Origin of the sequence: Pseudoxanthomonas sp. PXM02 (genome assembly GCF_014851805.1) — a bacterium.
Lineage (GTDB): Bacteria > Pseudomonadota > Gammaproteobacteria > Xanthomonadales > Xanthomonadaceae > Pseudoxanthomonas_A.
This window is the reverse complement of record NZ_JACVAK010000004.1, coordinates 150,620-172,602: the sequence shown is the minus strand read 5'-3', so window position 1 is coordinate 172,602 and position 21,983 is coordinate 150,620. Positions and strand designations below refer to the sequence as shown.

General features: G+C 67.7%; 18 protein-coding genes and 1 pseudogene. 7 read left to right on the top strand and 12 right to left on the bottom strand.

All coding sequences use genetic code 11. From position 1 onward, the window contains the following. Window positions 1-70: 70 nt before the first annotated feature. The 4 genes and pseudogenes from IB225_RS17850 to IB225_RS20660 all read right to left on the bottom strand — a co-directional run. Window positions 71-1,798, bottom strand: a complete 1,728-nt coding sequence (locus IB225_RS17850; RefSeq protein WP_192313387.1) for a DUF11 domain-containing protein — start codon at window positions 1,796-1,798, stop codon at window positions 71-73. 268 nt (window positions 1,799-2,066) lie between these two features. Further along, the gene (locus tag IB225_RS17845; RefSeq protein ID WP_192313384.1) at window positions 2,067-2,807 is read right to left on the bottom strand and encodes a TonB family protein; all 741 of its coding nucleotides are present in this window, start codon (window positions 2,805-2,807) and stop codon (window positions 2,067-2,069) included. A gap of 46 nt (window positions 2,808-2,853) precedes the next feature. Continuing rightward, window positions 2,854-3,834 carry an isoaspartyl peptidase/L-asparaginase gene (locus IB225_RS20665; protein ID WP_345776650.1) on the bottom strand — a complete coding sequence of 327 codons (981 nt, stop codon included), beginning with the start codon at window positions 3,832-3,834 and terminating at the stop codon, window positions 2,854-2,856. A gap of 201 nt (window positions 3,835-4,035) precedes the next feature. Then, window positions 4,036-4,611, bottom strand: a pseudogene (locus tag IB225_RS20660) (cyanophycinase); the annotation flags it as partial. 303 nt (window positions 4,612-4,914) lie between these two features. On the opposite strand from IB225_RS20660, the gene IB225_RS17835 reads away from it, so the two are divergent. The 3 genes from IB225_RS17835 (at window position 4,915) to IB225_RS17825 (ending at window position 9,724) form a co-directional block, all read left to right on the top strand. Next, on the top strand, window positions 4,915-5,508 hold the full coding sequence (locus tag IB225_RS17835; protein WP_192313381.1) for a sigma-70 family RNA polymerase sigma factor: 594 nt from the start codon (window positions 4,915-4,917) through the stop codon (window positions 5,506-5,508). Continuing rightward, the gene (locus tag IB225_RS17830; protein ID WP_192313378.1) at window positions 5,486-6,538 is read left to right on the top strand and encodes a FecR domain-containing protein; all 1,053 of its coding nucleotides are present in this window, start codon (window positions 5,486-5,488) and stop codon (window positions 6,536-6,538) included. The genes IB225_RS17835 and IB225_RS17830 overlap by 23 nt, the downstream gene beginning before the upstream one ends. A 99-nt stretch (window positions 6,539-6,637) precedes the next feature. Then, a complete protein-coding gene (locus IB225_RS17825) occupies window positions 6,638-9,724 on the top strand; it encodes a TonB-dependent receptor (protein WP_192313376.1) in 3,087 nt (1,028 codons plus the stop codon). Window positions 9,725-9,799: 75 nt separating this feature from the next. On the opposite strand, the gene IB225_RS17820 is transcribed toward IB225_RS17825, so the two are convergent. Both IB225_RS17820 and arfB read right to left on the bottom strand, forming a co-directional pair. Then, entirely contained in the window at window positions 9,800-10,360 is a 561-nt protein-coding gene (locus tag IB225_RS17820; protein ID WP_192313673.1) for a lysophospholipid acyltransferase family protein, read from the bottom strand. A 40-nt stretch (window positions 10,361-10,400) separates the two neighbouring features. Next, a complete protein-coding gene (gene arfB / locus IB225_RS17815) occupies window positions 10,401-10,835 on the bottom strand; it encodes an alternative ribosome rescue aminoacyl-tRNA hydrolase ArfB (protein ID WP_192313373.1) in 435 nt (144 codons plus the stop codon). A 125-nt stretch (window positions 10,836-10,960) separates the two neighbouring features. Between arfB and IB225_RS17810 the strand changes: the two genes are divergently transcribed. Then, window positions 10,961-11,518, top strand: a complete 558-nt coding sequence (locus tag IB225_RS17810) for a DUF2059 domain-containing protein (RefSeq protein WP_192313370.1) — start codon at window positions 10,961-10,963, stop codon at window positions 11,516-11,518. Between the two features lie 117 nt (window positions 11,519-11,635). Here the strand turns inward: IB225_RS17810 and ung are convergent, their stop codons facing one another. From ung to rhlB, 5 genes are all read right to left on the bottom strand, one after another. After that, window positions 11,636-12,343 (bottom strand): uracil-DNA glycosylase, encoded by a 708-nt coding sequence (gene ung, locus IB225_RS17805; protein WP_192313368.1) that lies wholly within the window; start codon window positions 12,341-12,343, stop codon window positions 11,636-11,638. Window positions 12,344-12,347: 4 nt separating this feature from the next. After that, window positions 12,348-13,187, bottom strand: coding sequence for a response regulator (locus IB225_RS17800; RefSeq protein ID WP_192313366.1), 840 nt, complete (start codon window positions 13,185-13,187; stop codon window positions 12,348-12,350). 15 nt (window positions 13,188-13,202) lie between these two features. Then, complete coding sequence (ftsX, locus tag IB225_RS17795) at window positions 13,203-14,147, bottom strand: permease-like cell division protein FtsX (RefSeq protein ID WP_192313364.1); 945 nt, start codon at window positions 14,145-14,147, stop codon at window positions 13,203-13,205. Next, window positions 14,144-14,830 carry a cell division ATP-binding protein FtsE gene (gene ftsE, locus IB225_RS17790; protein WP_192313362.1) on the bottom strand — a complete coding sequence of 229 codons (687 nt, stop codon included), beginning with the start codon at window positions 14,828-14,830 and terminating at the stop codon, window positions 14,144-14,146. The genes ftsX and ftsE overlap by 4 nt, the downstream gene beginning before the upstream one ends. 103 nt (window positions 14,831-14,933) lie before the next feature. Next, window positions 14,934-16,622: an ATP-dependent RNA helicase RhlB gene (gene rhlB, locus IB225_RS17785; RefSeq protein WP_192313360.1), complete on the bottom strand. Its 1,689-nt coding sequence runs from the start codon at window positions 16,620-16,622 to the stop codon at window positions 14,934-14,936. A gap of 226 nt (window positions 16,623-16,848) precedes the next feature. Between rhlB and trxA the strand changes: the two genes are divergently transcribed. After that, window positions 16,849-17,190 (top strand): thioredoxin TrxA, encoded by a 342-nt coding sequence (trxA, locus tag IB225_RS17780; protein WP_062350453.1) that lies wholly within the window; start codon window positions 16,849-16,851, stop codon window positions 17,188-17,190. A gap of 206 nt (window positions 17,191-17,396) precedes the next feature. After that, on the top strand, window positions 17,397-19,100 hold the full coding sequence (gene rho, locus IB225_RS17775; RefSeq protein ID WP_192313358.1) for a transcription termination factor Rho: 1,704 nt from the start codon (window positions 17,397-17,399) through the stop codon (window positions 19,098-19,100). Window positions 19,101-19,232: 132 nt separating this feature from the next. Here the strand turns inward: rho and IB225_RS17770 are convergent, their stop codons facing one another. After that, the gene (locus IB225_RS17770) at window positions 19,233-20,105 is read right to left on the bottom strand and encodes a protein tonB (RefSeq protein WP_192313356.1); all 873 of its coding nucleotides are present in this window, start codon (window positions 20,103-20,105) and stop codon (window positions 19,233-19,235) included. Window positions 20,106-20,178: 73 nt separating this feature from the next. Between IB225_RS17770 and IB225_RS17765 the strand changes: the two genes are divergently transcribed. Further along, entirely contained in the window at window positions 20,179-21,975 is a 1,797-nt protein-coding gene (locus tag IB225_RS17765) for a monovalent cation:proton antiporter-2 (CPA2) family protein (protein ID WP_192313354.1), read from the top strand. Window positions 21,976-21,983 lie beyond the last annotated feature (8 nt).

Here is a 21,983-nt window from a genome sequence, read left to right as displayed (position 1 = left end):
ATCAGGACGGCGAAGAACGGTGCCGCATCATGGGGACTCGGGGCGCGCTTGGGAAGCGCGCCCGCTGCCCTCACAGCCCGCTGGCGGTCACCTGGCACGGCACGGTGAAGGTCAGCATGCCGCCCGAGGGAAGCGTCGGCACCGCCACGCCGCTGCTGACGAGCGTCGGCAGCGCGGCCGCACCAGGACACGCGGCGCCGCCGCTGGCGGTGCAGCTGATCGGATTGCCGGACGCCGGACAGGTCAGGCCCGCGCCCGGCGTGTCGCTGACCACGGTGCCATCGGCGGCGGAAGGGCCGGCATTGGAGACGACCACGGTGAAGTTCCTCACCTGCCCGCTGGTCACCGCGCCGCCGGTGGTCGACTTGACCACCGACACGTCGGTCACGCGCGCGCTGTTGGTGATCGTGCACACGATCGCCTGGCCCGCATGTGCACTGGCCACGGTCAGCGTGTTGCCGCTGAGGCTGCCGCCGCTGCACGACCAGGCGCTGGCCGTGTAGGTTCGCGCATTGCCCGCGCCCAGCGTCTCCGCCAGCGTGATGACGTTGCCCGGCACGACCTGCACGGGGGTGCCCGTATCCGTCTCGGCTGCGCTGTTGGCAACGGACGACAGGGAAGCGGCGTTTGCGCCGCCCGTGGCCGACAGCGCCGCGGTGTCGTTGATGGCCGCGTTCACCCAGGTCTTGGCCAGTGCCAGCGACGCGGTCGCACTGTTGGTCAGGGTGCAGGTGATGGTCTGGTTGGCGCGGTAGTCACCGGCGGCGACGGTCAGCTGGCGGTTCGCCGCGTTGATCGTGGCCGGCACCGTGGCGCCGCTCTGGTCGGTGCAAGCCCCTGCGGTCAGCACGTAGCCGTTGGGCACGGTGGGCTCGGCCAGCGTGATCGCCGCGGCATGGTTGGTCACGGCGAACGTCGACGAGGAAACCGGCGTGTTCTGCGCCGTCGTGGCCAGGTTGAACGTCTGCGACAGGGCGCCGCTCGCACTGAGGCCGAACGTACCGGTGCCGCCCGTCGACTGCTTGCGCACGATGAGGTTGGAACCGGCAAAGCTCCAGCGCAGTTCCAGTTCGTCGCCCGCGCCCGGATCGCCCACCATCTCCACCGAGAACGTCAGGCTGGTGATGCCGGTGCCGTTGAAGCGGATCGATCCGCAGCCGGTGCCGTTGGTGGACGTCAGGCAGTCCGACGTGCCCGAGGCGTTGCCGAAGGTGCCACCCGTCGTGCGCTGGAAGCGCGACTGCGCCGGGGTGACCGAGAACTGCGTGTTGCCCGACAGGCGCTCCAGCGCGACCGCGCCGCCCGTCGCAGCGAACGAGGTCAGCTGCCAGCGCGTGCTGTTGGGCCGGTTGGTGTCGTAGAAACCGCCGATGCGGTCCACGTGCAGCACCGGGTTGTCGACCGGCTTGCTGAAGGTGAACACGTAGTTCCGCGCGCCGGAGGCGTTGTAGACCATCGTCAGCGAGGTGCCGCCGTTGACGGTGCCGCCGTAGGGGTCGTTCCAGTAATTGGTGTTGTTGAACGTCCCGTTCGCGTACGCCTCGCTGGCCACGCCGGTCAGGGTTACGGTGATGCCGTTGACGGTGGTGCTCGCCGAGGAGGCGCCGGTGGTCGTCCAGCTGCCGGTGATCAGCGCCAGCGCCGATCCCGCCACCAGCAGGCTGGCGAGCAGCAGGCCGGCCTGCGAGGCGCGACGACGCCAGCCGCGATGTGCGGCGAGCGGGGCGTTGACGGAAGAAGGCAGACGTGTGGAGCGAGCGCCCTGCGGACGCAAGGCATCAATAGCGCGGTACGACATCGATGAACGGATCCCCTGACGCTTCTGTGGAAGAGGCGCTCCCCAGGTCTCGTCCGACACAGACCTTATTGCTTGCCCCCTGTGGCAAGCCGACCCAAGACGCCTTCCAGGCAAGGAGGGGCCGACCGCAAATGTGATCTGTATCTTAACTTACAGGGTTCACATTTGCGACACGGGTCACAGTGGGCTCCGCCGTACCCACTCCGGAGGGATCAGCGGCTGCCAGCCCGCCACGCAATCCCTGCCCCGCCCCGAACCGGATCGGCCGTCAGCCTGCGTCCCGCAGCTTGAACGGAGAATCCAGCACGACAGGGCGCGGCGCATTGCCGTCCTGACCGGTGGCCGCCTGGCATTCGGCGGATTGCAGGTCGGCCTCACGACGCTCTTTCCTGAGTCGACTGAGGGATCCCCCGGGAATAGCGAACGTGACCGGATACGCCACCCGCGTGGCAATCGGCATGCCGGCTACCTGTTCCGGCAGGTAGCGGATAGACGCCACCCATTCCCGCAGCGCCGGCTCGAAAACCTTCAACGAACCGGACACCGTTTCTATCGACTCGATCTTCGCGCGACCATCCGTTTCAATCCGGGTCACCACACGGAAGCTGCCCTCCTTGTCGTCACGGGCAGCTCTGGCGGGATAGCGCGGCGGCGGCGGCAGCGATGCGCCGCCTGCATAACCCGGCCCATGGTTCCGGTAATTCATCGCCAGACTCATGCCGTCGCCCGGAAGCGGGGCCAGGCAGGCATTCAGGAATACATGGGTGACACCTGCCATCGGTACGCCGTTGACCTGCGCCGGTTCGAACCGCCATGTCATGACGCGCTGTTCGACGAGTGCGCGGATGGCCTCAGGCAGCGTTTCACCCGCCTGCACCTGTTGCGGCACACCTTGATCATCAAGGATCACGCGTGCATTGGCATGGAACTTGACTGCCTCGTTCTTTGCCTCCCCTGCTGACGCCGCTGACGCGAACGCCAGCAGGCCGACCCACAGCGCCCTCTTCATGCCCGCCCCCTCCTTGATGGTGAGACGAGCATAACGCCATCCCGCCTCAGCGCGCAGGCAGCGGATCTTCCTTGTAGATCGCCACGTGCGGGACGCCGTCGGCGCCGATCCAGCCGCGGTACATGCCTTCGGTGTTGAACGGGAAGGCCATGCTGCCGTCGGCGCCCAGCGCGATGGCGCCGCCGTCGCCGCCGGCCTTGGGGATGTCGCGGTTGATCACGCCTTCCGAGGCGCGCGCGATGCTGTGCCCGGCCAGGCGCACGCGGGCGCAGACTTCGTGGGCGGCGGCCGCGCGGATGTAGTACTCACCCCAGCCGGTGCCCGAGAACGCGCAGCGGTCATCGGCCCAGGTGCCCGCGCCGATGATCGGCGAGTCGCCGACGCGGCCGTAGCGCTTGTTGGTCATGCCACCGGTCGACGTACCCGCGGCCAGCTGGCCCTTCGCGTCGAGCGCCAGTGCGCCGACGGTGCCGAAGTAGGCCTTGCCCGGCAGTTCGAGCGACGTGTTGCTCGCCTGCGCCTGCTTCTCTTCCTTCAGCGCGTTCTGCAGCTGCTGCCAGCGCTTCTCGGTGCGGAAGTACGAAGGATTGACCAGTGTGATGCCCTGCTCCTTCGCGAACGCCTCGGCGCCGCCACCGACCATCATCACGTGGCGCGACTTGTCCATTACCGCGCGCGCCAGCGTGATCGGGTTCTTGACGCGGTGCACGCCGGCCACGGCACCGGCCTTGCCGGTGGCGCCGTCCATGATCGAGGAATCCAGTTCGTTCTTGCCGTCGTGGGTGAACACCGCGCCGCGACCGGCATTGAACTGCGGCGCATCCTCCAGCACGGTGATCGCGGCAGTCACGGCATCCAGCGCCGGCTTGCCGGCCGTGAGTTGCGCGTGGCCCGCGCGCAGCGCCGCTTCCAGCGCTTTGCGTGCCGCGTCTTCGTCAGCCGGCGTCATGCCGGCGCGCTCGACGCCGGCACCGCCGTGGATCACCAGCAGCGGCGAATCCAGCGCCACCAGCACGCCGTTGCGCACGGCGTAATGACGCTCGGCGGCGGGCCTGTCGACGCGACCGCTCGGCAGGTGCAGTACGGAGTCGACACCGGCGATGACCGTGTCGACGCGATCGAGGTTCATCGCCTCGTCTTCGACCTGCTTCTGCGCGAAGCCGCCCTTGACCACCGTGGCGCCAGCACCCGGCGCAGTGGCATACACGCGCGCGCTGCCGTCGCCTTCCACCGCGACCGCAGCGTCCTCGTCCACACCGAGTCCGAGGATCGGGCGACCGGCCATCGACTCGGCCTTGGCGACGAACGCGATCAGGCGGCCGAGACGGTTGCGCTCACTGAAGTGCGTGTCGGTCAGCACGCCCTTCAGCAGGGCCAGCTGCAGGAAGCCGGTCTCGATGGTGTTGTCGGCACCGAGCGGATCGGCCAGCGCGCGCGGGCTGATCTGGCTGCCGCCGTCCATCGCGCCGTACAGGTACTCGCCCTGCATCGCCAGGCCGGCGCTCGTTCCGCCGAGCGGCTTGCCTGCGCGCACATGCGCGTCCAGCGCCGCACCCACCGGCGTGCCGCGCCAGTAGCGCACGTAACGCGACTGGTCGCCACCGGCCAGAAAGATGCCGTCGGCGCGCTTCAGGCTGCGCAGTACGGCGGGATCGCTGGCGCTTTCGCGATCGCTGAACACGTAGGTTTCAACGGAAACGATGCCGCCGACCTCGTTGAAGAATTCCTCGCCGATCTCACCGGCCTGCGACGCACGCAGCACGACGATGTGGCCATTGCCGGCCTTCTTAATGAACCAGTGCATGGCATCGAAGTTGCGGTCGCCGCCGCCCATCAGCAGCAGGCCCGGCTGCACCTGTCCCGGCGTTTTCGCCGTGGTGTCGCCGAGCACGTAGTGCGCGGGCTTGGCGGCGAGCGCCGGCAAGGACAAGGCGAGCGCCACCACGCAGATCGCGCCGCGCTGCAACATGCCGAAGACTGACACCATGCCGTCGTACTCCCAGGTCGAAGGTCGCGGCAGGATGCCACGCACCGATGACGAAGTGAGACGAACCGGCGGCGGTGTTCCCCCATGCGGAAGCGTTCGCGCTTGGGCTAGAGTGCGGACATGCCCACCGAATTCGACGATTGGTTCGTCCGCGAAGTGCTCGTCCACGAACGGGCGCTGGCGATGTTCCTGCAGCGCAGCTGGCCGCACCGCGACGAATGGCACGACCTGCGCCAGGAGGTCTACGCGCGGGTCTATGAAGCCGCCGGGCGCGCGCGTCCCGATGCGCCCAAGGCCTTCCTGTTCGCCACCGCGCGCCACCTGATGACCGACCGCCTGCGCCGCAGCCGGGTGGTGTCGATCGAGCCAGTGGGTGATTTCGAGTCCTCGAACGTCTACCTGATCGACGAGGTGTCGCCCGAGCGGTGGACCGGGACCCGACAGGCGCTCAAGCGCGTGGTCGAGGCCCTGGACCGGCTCCCCGACCGTTGCCGCGAAGTGGTGTGGCTGCGGCGCGTTGAGGAACTGCCGCAGAAGGACGTCGCCCGTCGACTGGGCATCAGCGAGAAGACCGTGGAAAAGCATTTGGCCAAAGGGATGCGCCTGATCGCCGACCACCTGTACGGCGGCGACGCCGTGCCTGCGCTGGACGGGCGACGTGCCCGGCCCGTCATGGACGAGGACGAAGCACATGGCCGACAGCAGACAGATTGAAGCGCAGGCCGCCGACTGGCTGGCCCGGCGCGACGCGGAGGACTGGACGACAGGCGAGCAGCAGGCACTGGATGCCTGGCTGTCGGCGTCGTCGCGGCACAAGGTCGCCTTCCTGCGCGTGCAGTCCGCCTGGAACGAGACCGGTCGCCTGCAGGCACTGGCCGCCGGCCTGCCCGCGGGCACGCTGCCGGCGCGTGCGGGTTCGGCGATCGCCTCTGACGCAACCGGCGCGGCTCCCGATCTGCGCGATCTCCGCTTCGCTCCCCGGGACCGCAGCACCCCGCGCCGCCGCGGATGGCAGCACGGCATCGCGGCGGCGCTGACCCTGGTCGCGCTCGGTTCCGCCGCGTGGGGCAGCTGGCAGCTGACCGGTCGCGAGCAGGCCAGCTATGCCAGCGGCGTCGGCCAGATCCAGACCGTCACGCTGCCGGATGGCTCCGTCGCCACGTTGAGCAGCGACAGCCGCGTGGATGTGCAGATCAGCCGCGGCGAGCGGCACGTAGCGTTGGCGAAAGGCGAAGCGTTCTTCGACGTCGCCCACGACACGCGGCGGCCGTTCGTGGTCGAGACGGATGGACGTCGCGTCGCAGCGGTAGGCACGCGCTTCTCCGTGCGGCGGGATCCGCAGGAAATCCGTGTGGTGGTGACCGAGGGCAAGGTGCGGCTGGAGAGCCGCCCCGCTCCGGACGGCACCGCGCAGCCGGTGTCGCTGCTACCGGCCGGCAGCGTGGCCACCGCCGGTCGCAACGGCGTGCTGGTGCGCTCGCTGCCGGTGGCCGAGGCGGAGCGCTTCCTGGAATGGCGCGACGGTTTCCTGACCTTCGACGACACCTCGCTGGCGGACGCCGCCGCCGAGTTCAACCGCTTCAACACGCGCAAGCTGGAACTGGGCGACGCCGCCGTCGCCGACCTGCGCGTGGGCGGCAACTTCCGCTGGTCCAATGCCGACGGCTTCGCGCACCTGCTGGAGCAGGGATTTCCGGTGCGCGCGGAGCGGCATGCGGACCGCATCGTGCTGCACACACGCTAGGCCCCCACCGCCACGACGAAGGTCATGGGGGGATTTGCGCGGTTCGTTCGTCCTGATAGCCAACAGGCGCCATTCCGAGCGCCCCCGGGGAGAGAGTCGATGCGGTATCCAGTGCGCATGCTGTTGTTGAGTGCGGCCTGTAGTGCGGCGCTTGCCGCGCAGGCCCAGGCGGCCCCGGGCCGCATCGATCTGCCAGCAGGGGAGCTGGCTACGGCGTTGAACACGTTGGCCAAGCAGTCCGGCACGCAGCTGGTCTACCGTGCCGATCAGTTGAAGGGCCGACGCACCACGGGAGTGCAGGGCGCCACCTCGACCGACCAGGCGCTTGACCGCCTGCTGCAGGGCAGCGGCTTCCAGGCCAAGCGCGATGCCTCCGGCGCCGTGCTGATCGTGCAGGCCGACACCGCGCCCCGTCGCGCACCGGCGCCGCGTCCCGCGCCTCAGGAGGCGCCTCCCGGCGGCGGCGCGCAAGCCGAAGAACCCGTAACCCAGTTGGAGACCCTGCAGGTCACCGGCTCGCGCATCAAACGTGCGGAAATAGAGGGCCCCGCGCCGATCACCGTGGTGACCGCCGAGCAGATCCAGGCCGCCGGCCTGACATCGGTCGCCGATGTGCTGCGCTCGCTGAGCCAGAACAGCGGCAGTGTCTATGGCCAGCAGAACACCACCAACGCGCAGTCCACGCCTGGCGCACAAGCCGTCGATCTGCGAGGCCTGGGCCCCAACCACACGCTGGTGTTGATCAATGGCCGCCGCGTCGCCGACTTTCCGCTGCCATTGAACGGACGCAGCAACTTCACCGACATCGGCAACATCCCGCTCGGCATGATCGATCGCATGGAAGTGCTGACCGGCAGCGCGTCTGCCGTCTACGGATCCGACGCGATGGCCGGCGTGATCAACTTCATCCTGAAGAAGTCCACCGACGGCACCATCATCGACTACCGCTACGGTGATACCGAACGCGGTGGTGGCGAATCCCACAAGCTGACGCTGACCACCGGCTTCGAACGCGGCAACTTCAGTGGCATCGTCGGTGTGGAATTGCTCGACAAGCGACCGTTGTGGGGTTTCGAACGGCGTAACCAGGACTCGACCTTCGATGCCCCGACGGAGGAGCGCCGCCTCCCCCGCATGACAGCGCAGCTCTACGACTGGGACAACGACCTCAACGTGTCGCCGACCGACGACTGTGCCAGCATGGCCGGCTTGAACGAAGGCACCACGGTGCTGGCGGAAGATCCGGACTACGGCACGTACTGCGGCAGCGACCGCGCCATCGCCTACCGCACCATCCAGAACGAACGTCGCGGCATCACGGCCTACGGCGCGTTCGAGTACCGGATCAACGACAACCTGTCCTGGTTCGCCGACGTGCAGGCCGGCCGCCAGACCGTCAAGCTGCTGACCGGCACCAACGGCAATCTCGCGGCCAGCGACCACATGGGCTGGGAGTTCCACGATCCCGCGTCGACCAACAACTACCGCAACAAGGTCTTCTACAACGCCGCCACGGAGCGCTACGAGATCTGGTCGCGCCAGTTCACGCCGGAGGAGACCGGCGGCCTGCGCAACCGCATGAACACCACCACCCAGAAGACGCTGGCGGTGACTACCGGTTTCACTGGCGCCTTCGGCGACGCATGGAACTGGGAAGCGGCCTACAACCACTCCGAGTACAAGGCCGACGTGGAAATGCCGCGGATCCGCGCGGCGGCGGCCAACGAACTGTTCCTCGGCCCGCTGCTGGGTTACGACGACGACGGCTACGCCATCTACAACGCCGATCCGTCGCGTCTGTTCAGGCCGCTGACGACTGCCGAGTTCGACTCGATCGCCGCGATGTCCACCTGGCATCCCGTGGCGAAGAACGACAACGTCAGCTTCACCACGGACAACTCCAACCTGTTCTCCATGCCGGCCGGCGACGCCGGCTTCGCGGCGGCGATCGAGTACGGCCGCCAGTCGTATCGCATCAACCCTGACCCGCTGGCGTTGACCGAAGATGCCTACTACGGCCCGCGTTACGGCGACGGCAGCGGTGACCGCAATCGCTGGAGCGCCGCGGCCGAACTGCGCCTGCCGGTGGCCTCCACGCTGGAAGCCAGCCTTGCGGGTCGTTACGACCGCTACAGCTACGGCAACAAGAATCCAGGCAAGTTCACCTACAGCGCCGGCCTGGAGTGGCGCCCGGTCGACACCCTGCTGGTGCGCGGCTCCTATGGCACCGGCTTCCGTGCGCCTGACATGCACTACTTGTTCGCCGGAGACGACTACTACCGCACGCGCTACGCGACCGACTACTACATGTGCCGGACCGACGAGCCGGGCTACAGCAACGACGAGTGCTACGACGATGGCAGCTGGGATGGCGCCACGTTCGACGTCTATACCGGCAACATGGACCTGGACGTCGAAACCAGCCGTTCGGCCTCGGTGGGCTTCGTCTGGTCGCCGACTGCCAACTTCGATCTGGCGGTGGACTACTACCGGATCCGCGTGATGAACCAGGTCCAGACACAGGACCGCGAACTGCTGCGCAGCACCGAAGCCGACTGCCGCCTCGGCGTCACCGACAGCGGGGCGAGCGTCGACATCAATTCGCCCACCTGCGTGGATGCGCTGGCCCGTGTGATCCGTGATGCCGACGGCTACATCACCAGCGTGCACTTCAGCCCGATCAACATCGCCAACGAAGAAACCTCGGGCATCGACGTCACCGCCAACTACCGGCTGCAGACCGCCAATGCCGGCGACTTCCGCTTCAGCGGCAGCTACACCTGGGCCGACGAGCACACGCGCCAGCAGTACCCGGGCGACCCTGAAGAAGACATGCTGGACGTCAGCTTCAGCGCCACCACCCTGCCCCGCCACAAAGGCAACCTGGGCATGAGCTGGGACCGCAACGCGTGGGGAGCCAGCCTGTTCGGCAACTATCTGGGCAAGGTGGCCAACTACGCCAACGATGCGTGGACCGAAGCGACCTGGCGCTTCAATGCGGGCGCGCGCTACGACGTTACCGATCACCTGCGGGTATCGCTGACCGTCAACAACCTGCTGGACAAGATGCCGCCACGCGACGCAACGTGGTCCAACTACCCGTACTACGACACGTCATGGTTCGATTCCATGGGCCGGAGTTATTACCTGCAGGTCACGTGGAAGCTGGGTGGCGAGAAGCTGTAACTCATTGCCTGCGCCATCTACAACGAAAACCCGCCGAAAGGCGGGTTTTTCTTTGCCGTTGAGGCGGATCGGCGTCTACACCGTCCCGCGATTCTTCCCTTGCCACGGCCGGTACCACGCCCGGATCGCCGCCATGTCGGTCTCCATGTCGCCGGTCGGGTAGTACACATCACCAATGCCGACGATCTTGTCCGGATAATGGAAGTACGCCATCAGGATCGGTACCTGCGCCTGGTGGGCGATCTTCAGGAAACCGCCCTTCCACTTGTCCACGCGCTTGCGCGTGCCTTCCGGCGTCAGCGCGAACCACATCTTCTCGGAGGTACGGATCATCCGCACCGCCTGCTCCACCGTGCCCTGCGGCGAACTGCGATCCACCGGCACCACGCCGAGCTTGCGCAGCAGCGGCGACAGCGGCCACCAGAACAGCTGCGCCTTGCCCAGCACGCGTACCTGGAAGCCCATCGCGATCTTCGCCGCCATGCCCCAGATGCCGTCCCAGTTGGACGAGTGCGGCGCGACGATCATCACCAGCTTGGGCAGGTCCGGCAGCGTGCCCACGATCTTCCAGCCGAAGATCCGCAGGAAGGTGCGGCCCATCCAGCGGGTGAACCGGTTGGGCGGCACCTGCGGCATGTTGGGCGGGATGACAGGAACGATGTCGTGGCTCAAACGGTTACTCCCAAGTGTTCTTCTGCGAACGTCCGCGCTTGACCTGGCTGCGCTCGCGCTTGGCATCCAGGCGACGCGCCTTCGCCGCACGCGACGGTTTGGTGGCGACGCGCTTCTTCGGCACGATCAAGGCGGCGGCGATGATGGCCGCCAACCGCTCGCGCGCATCCTGCCGATTGCGGTCCTGCGTGCGGAAGCGCTGGGCGTCGATCACCAGCACGCCCTCGTCGGTCAGGCGACGGTCGCGCCGGGTCAGCAGACGCTCGCGCAGCGCATCCGGCAGCGACGGCGAACCGGCCACGTCGAAGCGAAGCTCCACCGCGGTCGCCACCTTGTTGACGTTCTGGCCGCCGGCCCCGCTCGCACGCACGAAGCGCTCGACCAGTTCGTCGTCCGGAATCGCCAGCGTCGGCGTGATCTCGAGTGCGGTGCTCCCCATGCGGCGGATTGTAGTCAGGATGGACGTCAGTTCGTAGCGTACTGGCGCAGGATGGGCGCCAGTTAACACCAGATTTACTCCCCGGCAGGCACCCTGTGCCCCCGTTCCAGTCCGCCCGCCACCGCATGATCGCCTCTTCGCCGAACGCGGCCCGCCTGCTCCCCCGCCTCTTCGTCATCGTCGCGCTGGCGGTTGCCGCGCCGGCCTTCGCCGCCGAACCCTCCGATGCCGATATCGACCGCCTGCTGAAGGCCTCGCGCGCCGAGAGCCTGCTGGCGGGGGTGGTCCCGCAGATGGAGGCGGTGCAGCAGCAGGAGTTCGACAAGCATTTCGCGGGCAAGGAAATGACCGAGGAGCAGAAGACCGAGGTCGCCCGCATCCAGGCCAAGACCCAGGAGATCGTGCGCAGGGCGCTGTCGTGGGAAGAGATGCGGCCGGTCTACCTGGACGTCTACAAGAAGACCTACACGCGCGACGATGTGCGCGCGATCACCAAGTTCTACGAAAGCGCGGCCGGCCAGCGCATGCTCGACAAGAATCCGGCGCTGATGCAGAACATCATGAGCGCCGTGCAGCAGAAGATGGTGCCGATGCTGGAAGAGCTGCAGGGCGAGATTAAGAACATCCCGGTCACACCGCCGCCGCCTGTCTCGCCGCCGCAGAAGCGGCGTCGTACGCGCTGAGGCCGGATCCAGGATCTTCGGCTGTGAGAGCGACGTAAGTCGCGATGAAGCCTTACCGGTGGATCATCGCGACTTACGTCGCTCCCACACCAACCTGCACGACAGCACACGCTCGCCTCAGAGCACCAGCTGATCCTGCGGCGGCAGTCGCCAGTCGATCGGCGTCTGCCCGCGCTGCGCGAGGTACTGGTTGGTCGCGCTGAAGTGCCCGCAACCCAGGAAGCCACGATGTGCCGACAGCGGTGACGGGTGCGGCGCACGCAGCACGCGATGGCGGCGCGTATCGATCACCTTGCCCTTGGCCTGCGCGTAGCTGCCCCACAGCAGGAACACCAGCCCCTCGCGCTCGCGAGCCAGCGTCTCGATGGCGTGGTCGGTGAAGCCTTCCCAGCCCTTGCCCTGATGGGCACCCGCGCGGCCGTCCTCTACCGTCAGCACGGCATTGAGCAGCAGCACGCCCTGCCGTGCCCACGGCAGCAGGCACCCATGGTTGGGCGGCGCGATGCCGAGGTCGGCGTTGATTTCCTTGTAGATGTTCACCAGCGACGGCGGCACTGGCACGCCCGGGAGCACAGAGAAGCACAGTCCATGCGCCTGTCCAGGCCCGTGGTACGGGTCCTGTCCGAGGATCACCACTTTCACTGCATCGAACGGCGTGGCATCGAACGCGGCGAAGATCTGCGGGCCCGGCGGGTAGATGCGCGCGCCCGCCGCTTTGCGCTGGCGCAGGAAGGCCGACAGTTCCTGCATCTCGGGCCGCACCAGCCAATCGCCGATGCGCGCCTTCCACGAGGGTTCCAGCCTGACGCGGTCGTCGTCCGTCATGCGCTCAGACCAGACTGCGCGATTCGTCCATGCGCGCAAGGCGCAACTGGAACAGCACCTTGGTCACCAGCAGGCGTTCGGCGATCGGCTTCAGCACCAGGTCGTTGGCGCCCGCCTGCAGCAGTTCGGCCTGGTTGTCGCGGTTGCTGTCGCCGGTCATCACCAGGATGGGCAGGCGGCGCTTGCCGTAGGCGAAATCGATGCGGATACGCTGCACGATGTCGCGCCCGCTCAGTTCGCCCTTCAGGATCACGTCGGTCAGCACCAGGTCGAACTTGTGCGTGGACAGGCCCAGCGATTCGGCGGTGAGCAGCGCGAAGGCGTCTTCCGCCTTCATCACGTGCACCACGTTGAGCGACTGCCGCTCCAGCATGCGCCGCGTGGTCTCTGCAACGACCCGGCTGTCCTCGATGTAGAGGATGGTCGCGCCGACCACCGGCTCGGGCTGCACGTAGCCGCGGATGAAGGCCGCCAGCGCCTCGTGGCCCAGCGCCTTGTCGAAATAGTCGGTGACGAACTCGGTGAAGCGGCGCTCTTCCAGGTGCTGCTGCGCATCGCCGGAAACGACGATGACCGGCACGTACGCCTGCCCGGCCGCTTCGCGCACACTGCGCGCGATCTCCATGCCGTCGCCATCGGGCAACGCCAGCGCGGTGGTCACCAGATGCACCTCGCCGCTCGCCAGCGCCTCGCGCGCCTCGGCGATGCTGGCGCAGCCGATCACCTCGACGCCCGGCAGCTCGCGCTGCAGCACGTCGGCGATCAACTTGCGGACCAGCTTCGACCCGTCCACCACCATCACGCGGGGTGCGTCGCTGATCAGATGCCGGAGCTCTTGGGCCATGAAGGTGCGGAAGGTTCAGGTTTCAGTCGGGCGAGTCTGCCGCAAGAAGTGGCCGGTCACCAGCCACGCCCCGAGCCAACCGATGATCGTGGCCGCTACGACGACGGCCGTGGCCGCCACCGGATCCAGCCCGACGAGCACGAACGGGCTGCCATAGCTGCGTGCCAGCGCGGCCAGCGGCTCGCGCAAGGCAAGGGCCGCCAGCGTCAGCAAACCGAGCGCCAGCGCACCCGCCGCCAGGCCGTACCAGGCCCCCAGGTAGACGAAGGGCCGACGGATGAAGCCATCGCTCGCGCCCAGCAGCTGCAGCACGCCGATTTCCTCGCGCCGCGACTGGATGTCCAGGCGCACGGTGTTGCCGACCACCAGCAGTGCGCCCAGGCCGAACAACGCCGCGAGCACCCAGACCAGTCGCTTGCCGAAGCCCATCCAGCCCGCGAGGCGCTCGCGCCAGGCGGCATCGTGCTGCAGCAGGTCGGTCTCGGGCAACGCCTCCAGCGCGGCGACCAGCCGTGCCTCGTCACCCTCGGGCACCACCACCAGCAGGCTGGGCAACGGATTGCCATCCAGCAGGTCCAGCGAACCCGCCAGGCCGCTGCGCTCGCGGAACTCCGCCAGGCCCTGCTCGGGCGTGCGCAGCTCGACGCGGGCGACGTCGTCGCGGCCGCGCAGTACTTCCGCCAGCGCCTGCGCACGCGCCACGGAGGTCTCGGTCTTGAGGAACAGATCGATCTCGCGGGACTGCTGCACGTCACCAGCGAACTGCCCGACGTTCTGCAGCGCCAGCCACAGGCCGAGCGGCAATACGAACGCCACCGCCATCACGCCGATCGTCAGCAACGTGGCCCACGGGCGACGCACGGTACGACCCAGGCTGGCGACGAAACTGTAGAGGTGCTGGTCCAGCCAGATGCCGAATCCGGAGCGCGCCTGCGCGCGACTGTTCTTCGCGTCGCTCATTCGGCCAGGTCCGCCGGGGAAATGTCGTCGACCAGCTTGCCGTGGTCCAGGATCAGCACGCGCTTCTTCATGCGCTTCAGCAATGACAGGTCGTGGCTGACGACCAGCACGCTGGTGCCGCGCTCCGGCATGGAGGCGAACAGCGACATGATCTCCGCCGCCAGCGTCGGATCGAGATTGCCGGTCGGTTCGTCGGCCACCAGCAGGCGCGGCTCGGCGACGATCGCGCGCGCGATACCGACACGCTGCTGCTCGCCGGCCGACAGCTGCGTGGGCAATGCGTTCTCGCGATGGCCCAGGCCCAGCCGCGCCAACACTTCGCGCACACGCTTGCCGATGTCGCCACGACGGTCGCCGCGCAGGATCAGCGGTAGCGAGACGTTCTCCATCACCGTGCGCTCGGTCAGCAGGCGATGGTCCTGGTAGACCGCGCCGACCTCGCGACGATGCAGCGGAATGCGGCCGCCGCGCACCTTCAACAGGTTCCTGCCGCCGAAGACCACCGCACCACGGCTGGGTCGCTCGCTCAGGTGGATCAGCTTGAGCAGCGTGCTCTTGCCGGCACCCGAGTGCCCGGTGACGAACAGCATCTCGCCCTCCGCCACCTCGAAGCTGACGTCCTCCAGCGCCGCATGGCCGCCGGGGTACTGCTTGCTGACGTTTTCGAATCGAAGGACGCTCATGTGCGTCGATTATGCCGGACCGGTCGAGACACTGGCGATGCCGTCGAGGAAAAGAAAAAGCCGGGACATGCCCGGCTTCTCCTCATGCACGCGATGCCGTGGCTCAGCCGCCGGACACCAGCGAGCGGATCTTGCGGCCCAGCCGGGTCAGGAAGCCGGCACTGTCGTCGGCGGGCTTGGGCGCGGTCGCGGGTTTCGCGGCAACCGGTGCGGCATTCGCCACGACGCCTTCGGCACCTTCCAGCGGACGACCATGACGGCGACGGCGACGCTTGCGCGGCTTGCGCTCGCCTTCCGGCAAGGCAGCGACACCAGCGCGCGCTTCTTCGTTCGCGGGGCGAGGCGCCTGCGGCTTGGCCGCTTCGCCTTCCGGACGCGGTGCGCGCGGCGGACGCGGCTTGCCATCGGCCGAGCGCGGTCCTTCGCGGCGACCACCCTCACGGCGGCCACCGTCGCGACGACCGGCTCCGCCGGCACCACCCGGCTTGCGGCCACCGCCACGACGCTCTTCGTCGGCGGCTTTCTGCTCGCGCGCTTCGCGGAAGATCTGGCTGACGCTTTCTTCTTCCTCTTCGCCCTCGCCGGCGACCGGCTTCGGACGCTCCGGACGCGGCAACGCGGTCAGCAGCTCCGCGGTGACCGGCTCGGACGGGATCTTCTGCTCGATGTACGCCTCGATATCGGGCAGCGACATCGCATACCGCTCGCAGGCGAAGCTGATCGCATCGCCCTCGGCACCAAGGCGCGCGGTGCGGCCGATGCGGTGCACGTAGTCTTCGGCATCGAACGGCAGATCGTAATTGAACACGTGCGACACGCCGTCGATGTGCAGGCCGCGCGCGGCGACATCGGTGGCCACCAGCAGTTCCAGCTGGCCCGCCTGGAAGCGCTTCAGCAATGACTCGCGCTTCTTCTGCGGCACGTCGCCGGACAGAACGCCGACACGGTAGCCGGCGCGCTCAAGTGCACGCGCAACGCGCTCGACGAACGCCTTGGTGTTGACGAACACCATCGTGCGCGCGCCTTCGCTGCGCGACAGCAGGCCGATCAGCAGCGGGATCTTTTCTTCATCGGCCGGGTAGTACAGCTTCTGCCGCACCTTGGCCGCGGTGATGAACTCGGTCTCGACGACGAGCTTCTCCGGCTCGTTCATATGCTCGTACGCCAGCTCCAGCACGCGGTGCGACAGCGTGGCCGAGAACAGCAGCGTCTGCCGCGTGGTGCGCTCGGGCATGCGGCGCAGCAGGAAGCGGATGTCCTTGATGAAGCCGAGGTCGAACATGCGGTCGGCTTCGTCCAGCACGCACATCTCGCAGGCGTGCAGGCTGACCACCTTGTGCTGCTTGACGTAGTCGATCAGACGGCCCGGCGTGGCGATGATGACGTCCACGCCCTTCTGCAACAGTTCGCGCTGCTTGTCGTAATCCACGCCACCGTAGACCAGCGCGAAGCGCAGGCCGAGGTCGGCGCCGAACTTCACCGCATCCTTGTGGATCTGGATGGCGAGCTCGCGGGTAGGCGCCAGGATCAGCGCGCGCGGATCCTCGGGCTTGCGTTCGGCCAACGCGGGGCGGCTCAACAGGCGGTTCATCACCGCGACCAGGAACGCCAGCGTCTTGCCGGTACCGGTCTGCGCCTGGCCAGCGACGTCGCCGCCCGCCAAGGCGACCGGCAGCGTCATCGCCTGGATCGGCGTGCAACGGGAGAACCCTGCGCCTTCCAGGCCGGCGAGCAACGCCGGATGCAGGTCGAACGAGGAGAAAGTGATGTCGGTTAACGGTTTGTCGCTCATGCCTTCTTCTTTGCGTCGCTGTGTTCCGCGCGCGTCTCTTATGAATGCGGTGGGTGTGCTTGCAACGGCCTGACCGGCGTCGCACACTGCGCCCCCTGTGCCGGGTTGCGCGACCACCTGGGAACCCTTGAATAAGGTCGCGGAACGCCCCAGTTTACCCCAATAGTGGTGGCCGTCCCGGCCCGAACCCGTCCGCGCCCGCCCGCGGACCCCGCAGGAGATCCCCGTGAGCGACAAAGTGACCCACGTCGGCGATGCCGATTTCGATGCTGCCGTGCTGCAGTCCGGCGAGCCGGTGCTGGTGGACTTCTGGGCCGAATGGTGCGGCCCGTGCAAGATGATTTCGCCGGTCCTCGACGAGCTGGCCGAAACCTACGGTGGCAAGCTGAAGGTCGCCAAGGTCAACGTGGACGAGAACCGCGCCACCGCCATCAAGTACCACGTGCGCTCCATCCCGATGCTGCTGCTGTTCAAGGACGGCCAGATCCAGGCTACCCAGATCGGCGCCGTCGGCAAGGGTCAGCTGACCCAGATGATCGACAAGGCCCTGGGCTCCCAGGCCGCCTGATCGCCCCGCGCCCCGTCCATTGCCGGGGCGCTGGCTGAATCCGTTCGAACCCACGCCCCTGGCGCGTCTTGCCGCCATACCGGGCCGGTGGTAGTGTCAAGCCCGAAATCCGGCGCAGGGGATGCGCCGCACCCATCTGAATACCCACTCTTCTTTTCACCCGCCGCCGCAACGCCGGCGCTCGCCACCTAGCGAGGATTCGCAACTTGTCCGACAGCAGCAACGAAACCGGCGCCCCCGCCGAGAAGCGCGTGCGCAAAACGCGCGCCCCGAAAACCCCGACCGCCGACGCCGCCGCACCGGCCGAGCGCGCGCCCGACATCGCGCCGCCGCTCCCGCTGCCGCCCGTCGCGGCCGAACGCGCCCCGGCGCCGCCCGCACCGTCCGCACCCGCACCGTCCCATGACGGCGGCGGCGAAGCCCCCGCCCCGCAGGCGCAGGGCGGCGGCCAGCAGCATGAAGGCGGCGACCAGCGCGACGGCAACCGCTTCAATAACAACAACCGCCGCGACCGTTTCCGCAACCGCCGCGAACGCAATCGCGATCGGCAGGGCCATGACGGCATGCCCCAGGACGGCGGCAACGGTGGCGGCCAGCAGGAGAACTACGTGCCCCGGCAGCCGCCGAGCGTGCCGGAGGGCTTCCCGCAGTACTCGCTGGGCGACCTCAAGCGCATGCCCGCGCCCAAGCTGCTGGATATCGCCGAGCAGCTGAACATCCAGGAAGGCGTGGCCCGCGCGCGCAAGCAGGACGTGATCTTCGCGCTGCTGAAGGTGCTGACCCGCCACGGTGAAGGCGTTGCCGCCGACGGCGTACTGGAAATCCTGCCGGACGGCTTCGGCTTCCTGCGCGCCGCCGAGGCCAGTTACCTGGCCGGTCCGGACGACGTGTACATCAGCCCCAGCCAGATCCGCCGCTTCAACCTGCGCACCGGCGATCACCTGGCCGGCCGCATCCGCTGGCCGAAGGACGGCGAGCGGTACTTCGCGCTGTCGACCATCGACACGATCAACGGCGAGCCACTGGAAGCGTCGAAGAACAAGGTGCTGTTCGAGAACCTGACGCCGCTGTTCCCGCGCCGCCGCTTCACCCTGGAGCGCGGCAACGGCTCGTCGGAAGACATCGCCGGCCGCATCCTCGACCTGATGGCGCCGCAGGGCAAGGGCCAGCGCGCCCTGATCGTGTCGCCGCCGAAGGCCGGCAAGACGATCATGATGCAGCAGATCGCCACCGCCATCACCACCAACCACCCGGACGTGCACCTGATCGTGCTGCTGGTGGACGAGCGTCCGGAAGAAGTGACCGAAATGCAGCGCACCGTGCGCGGCGAAGTGGTCAGCTCCACGTTCGACGAGCCGGCCGCGCGCCACGTGCAGGTCGCCGAAATGGTGATCGAGCGCGCCAAGCGCCTGGTCGAGCACAAGAAGGATGTGGTGATCATGCTGGACTCGATCACCCGCCTGGCCCGTGCCTACAACAACGTCGTGCCCAGCTCCGGCAAGGTGCTGACCGGCGGCGTGGACGCCAACGCCCTGCACCGCCCGAAGCGTTTCTTCGGCGCGGCGCGCAACGTGGAAGAAGGTGGTTCGCTGACCATCATCGCCACCGCGCTGGTCGAGACCGGCAGCAAGATGGACGAGGTGATCTACGAAGAGTTCAAGGGCACCGGCAACAGCGAAGTGCACCTGAACCGTCGCATCACCGAGAAGCGCGTCTACCCGGCCATCGACATCAACCGCTCGGGCACCCGCCGCGAGGACCTGCTGATCGAACCGGAGCTGCTGCAGAAGATCTGGATCCTGCGCAAGCTGCTGCACCCGATGGACGAAATCGCCGCGATGGAGTTCCTGCTGGACAAGATGAAGAACACCAAGTCCAACGACGAGTTCTTCAGCTCGATGAAGCGCTGATCCGGCGAAGGAAAGAAAAACGCCCCGCATTGCGGGGCGTTTTTTCTTCTGCATGCCGGAAGCGGCGGGAACGATCCCGCATCGCGTGCTTCAGCCTGACTCCGTACCCGCCGTCTCCACGGGGTGACTGCGTCAGGCGCCGTCCAGCGGCGTCAACAGCTTGGGGCCGCGGCTCGCGCCCGCCAGATGTATGCCGCCTTCGGCCAGCGTATCCGGGGAGAAGCCGGGACGGTCTTCGTCCGGCGCCCAAGCCGGGCGCGTGCGCGGTCCTGGAATGTAGACCTCCCACTTTCCATAGCGCAGCCGCTCGCTGCCCTGGAACGAGAAGTCCACGGGAACACGCACCAGCCAGTGGGGCTGGCCCGCCTGCTCGCCAGCGGTCGGCGGAACGAACGTCCACTTGCGTGCCGCCTGCATCGCCGCGTCCGCGAACCGCTGGCGGTACTGCGACATCTGCGCCTCACTCCCGATGATGCGCAGGTTGACCTGCTCGGTGGCCACGTCGCCCACGGTGCCGTCACGCTCTACCCGGACCAGCAGGTACGCGATGCCTTGCGCACCACTTTGCGCAGGGCCGACCGGGTAGCGTGGCGGGGTCATCACGTTGCCGCTGACCTGTTCGTTGGCAGGTACCGCCTTGCCGTCGCTGAAATCCGCCCCCCGGATGGACACGCGCATCTGGCCATCGCCGATCGACGTGCCGACCAGCCGCGCGCTCATCTGCGTCACCGCCCGTCGTGCGACACCATCGACCAACGTAGGCTCGAACTGCCAGGCCATGACGTTGCGGTCGACGAAGTCCGCGATGCCCTTGGGCAGTTTGTCCCGCTCATCCAGCACCACCTGTTCGACACCGCCATCGGTGGCGATATGGATGGTTCCGGTCACCCGGAGGCTCGCCTCGGTCTGCTTGCGGACGGCCCCCGGCCCCTGCGCACCCGCCCCTTGCGTCACGACCAGGGCGGCCAGCAAGGCCAGCGCACGCCATACGATTCCCTGCTTCATCACGCTCTCCCTTTTCCATGGAAGCGGCCCATGCCGGGCGCGTCGCCCGCATACTAGCCGCCTGAGGTGATGCATGCACGGTAGTGGTCTGGAGTTGGCGCTGGTGTTCCTGCTGGCCGCGGTGATCGCGGTGCCGGTGTTCAAGCGCTTTGGCCTGGGGGCGGTGTTGGCCTACCTGGTGGCCGGCGTGGTGCTGGGCCCGGACGGGCTGGCGCTGGTGCGAGATGCGGACCGCATCCTCAATGCGGCCGAGATCGGCGTGGTGATGATGCTGTTCGTCATCGGCCTGGAACTGTCGCCGTCCCGCCTGCGCGTAATGCGAAAACCGGTGTTCGGTGCTGGCGGCCTGCAGGTACTGTTGAGCGCCGTGGTACTGGGCGGGATCGCGCTGGCCTTCGAGCACCACTGGAAGACCGCGCTGGTGATCGGGCTGGGCCTGGCGTTGTCATCCACCGCGGTCAGCCTGCAGCTGCTCGCCGAGCACAAGGAGCTCACCAGCGAACATGGCCGGCTCGGCTTCGCGATCCTGCTGTTCCAGGACCTGGTGGCGATTCCGTTGCTCGCCGCGATCCCGCTGCTTGGCGGTGCGAAGAACGAGACGCTGACGTGGACGATGGTGCTCCACGCCGTGGGCGCCATCGCGATCGTGATCCTCGGCGGACGGCTGGTGCTGCGCCAGTTGTTCCGCATCGTCGCACGCACGCGCATGCCGGAAGTGTTCACCGCCACCGCGCTGCTGGTGGTGCTGGGCATCGCCTGGTTCATGCAGCTGGCCGGGCTGAGCGCCGGCCTCGGCGCGTTCCTCGCCGGCGTGCTGCTGTCGGATTCGGAATTCCGCCACGAACTGGAATCGCAGATCGATCCGTTCAAGGGACTGCTGCTGGGCCTGTTCTTCATCGCCGTCGGCATGGACATCGATCTCGACGCGGTGGTGAAGGAACCCGGACTGGTCGCGGCAGGCGTGGCGGTCCTGCTGACGGTGAAGTTCGGCCTGCTGTTCGGCATCGGCCGCTGGCCCGGACGGCTGGATCCCCGCGGTGCGCTGATGCTCGCCGGCACGCTGTGGCTCGGGGGCGAGTTCGCGTTCGTGGTCTTCAGCGAAGCGGCGCGCGTGAAGCTGATGGACGCGGAACTGCGCAACCAGCTGACCGCCATCGTCGGCGTATCGATGGCATTGACGCCGTTGTTGCTGCTGGGCTTGCATCGCCTGCTGGCCGAGGTGAAGCACAAGCCTTCCGCCGCGCCGCGCACGTTCGACGAGATCCCGGACGAACAGCCGCAGGTGCTGATCGCCGGCATGGGCCGCTTCGGCCAGATCGTCGCGCGCCTGCTGACCGCGCAGCGGATTCCGTTCGTCGCGCTGGAGCACAGCCCGGACACCGTCGATACGCTGCGGCGGTTCGGCAACATCCGGCTGTATTACGGCGATCCGACCCGCCCCGACCTGCTGCGGTCCGCTGGTGCGCAGCACGTGAAGGTGTTCGTCATCGCGATGGACGATCCCGACACCAACATCAAGGCGACGCGACTGATCCGTCGCATGTATCCGGACGCACGCGTGCTGGCGCGCGCACGCAACCGCCAGCATGCGTGGCGACTGATGGACCTGAGCGCGGAGGCGTATCGCGAAACGCTGGGCTCGAGCCTGGAGATGGCGCAACAAGTGCTGGTGGAGCTGGGCCTGCCGCCGGAAACCGCGGCAGAGCACGCCCGCCGTTTCCGCCAGCACGACGAGAAACTGCTGCGCGCGCAATACCTGGTCTATGACGATGACGGCGCAGTGATCCAGACCGCGCGCGATGCGGTCAGCGACCTGGAGAAACTGTTCGAAGCCGACGCGACCGGCGAGGACGCGCCACCAGCGCGCTGACGCGGGTC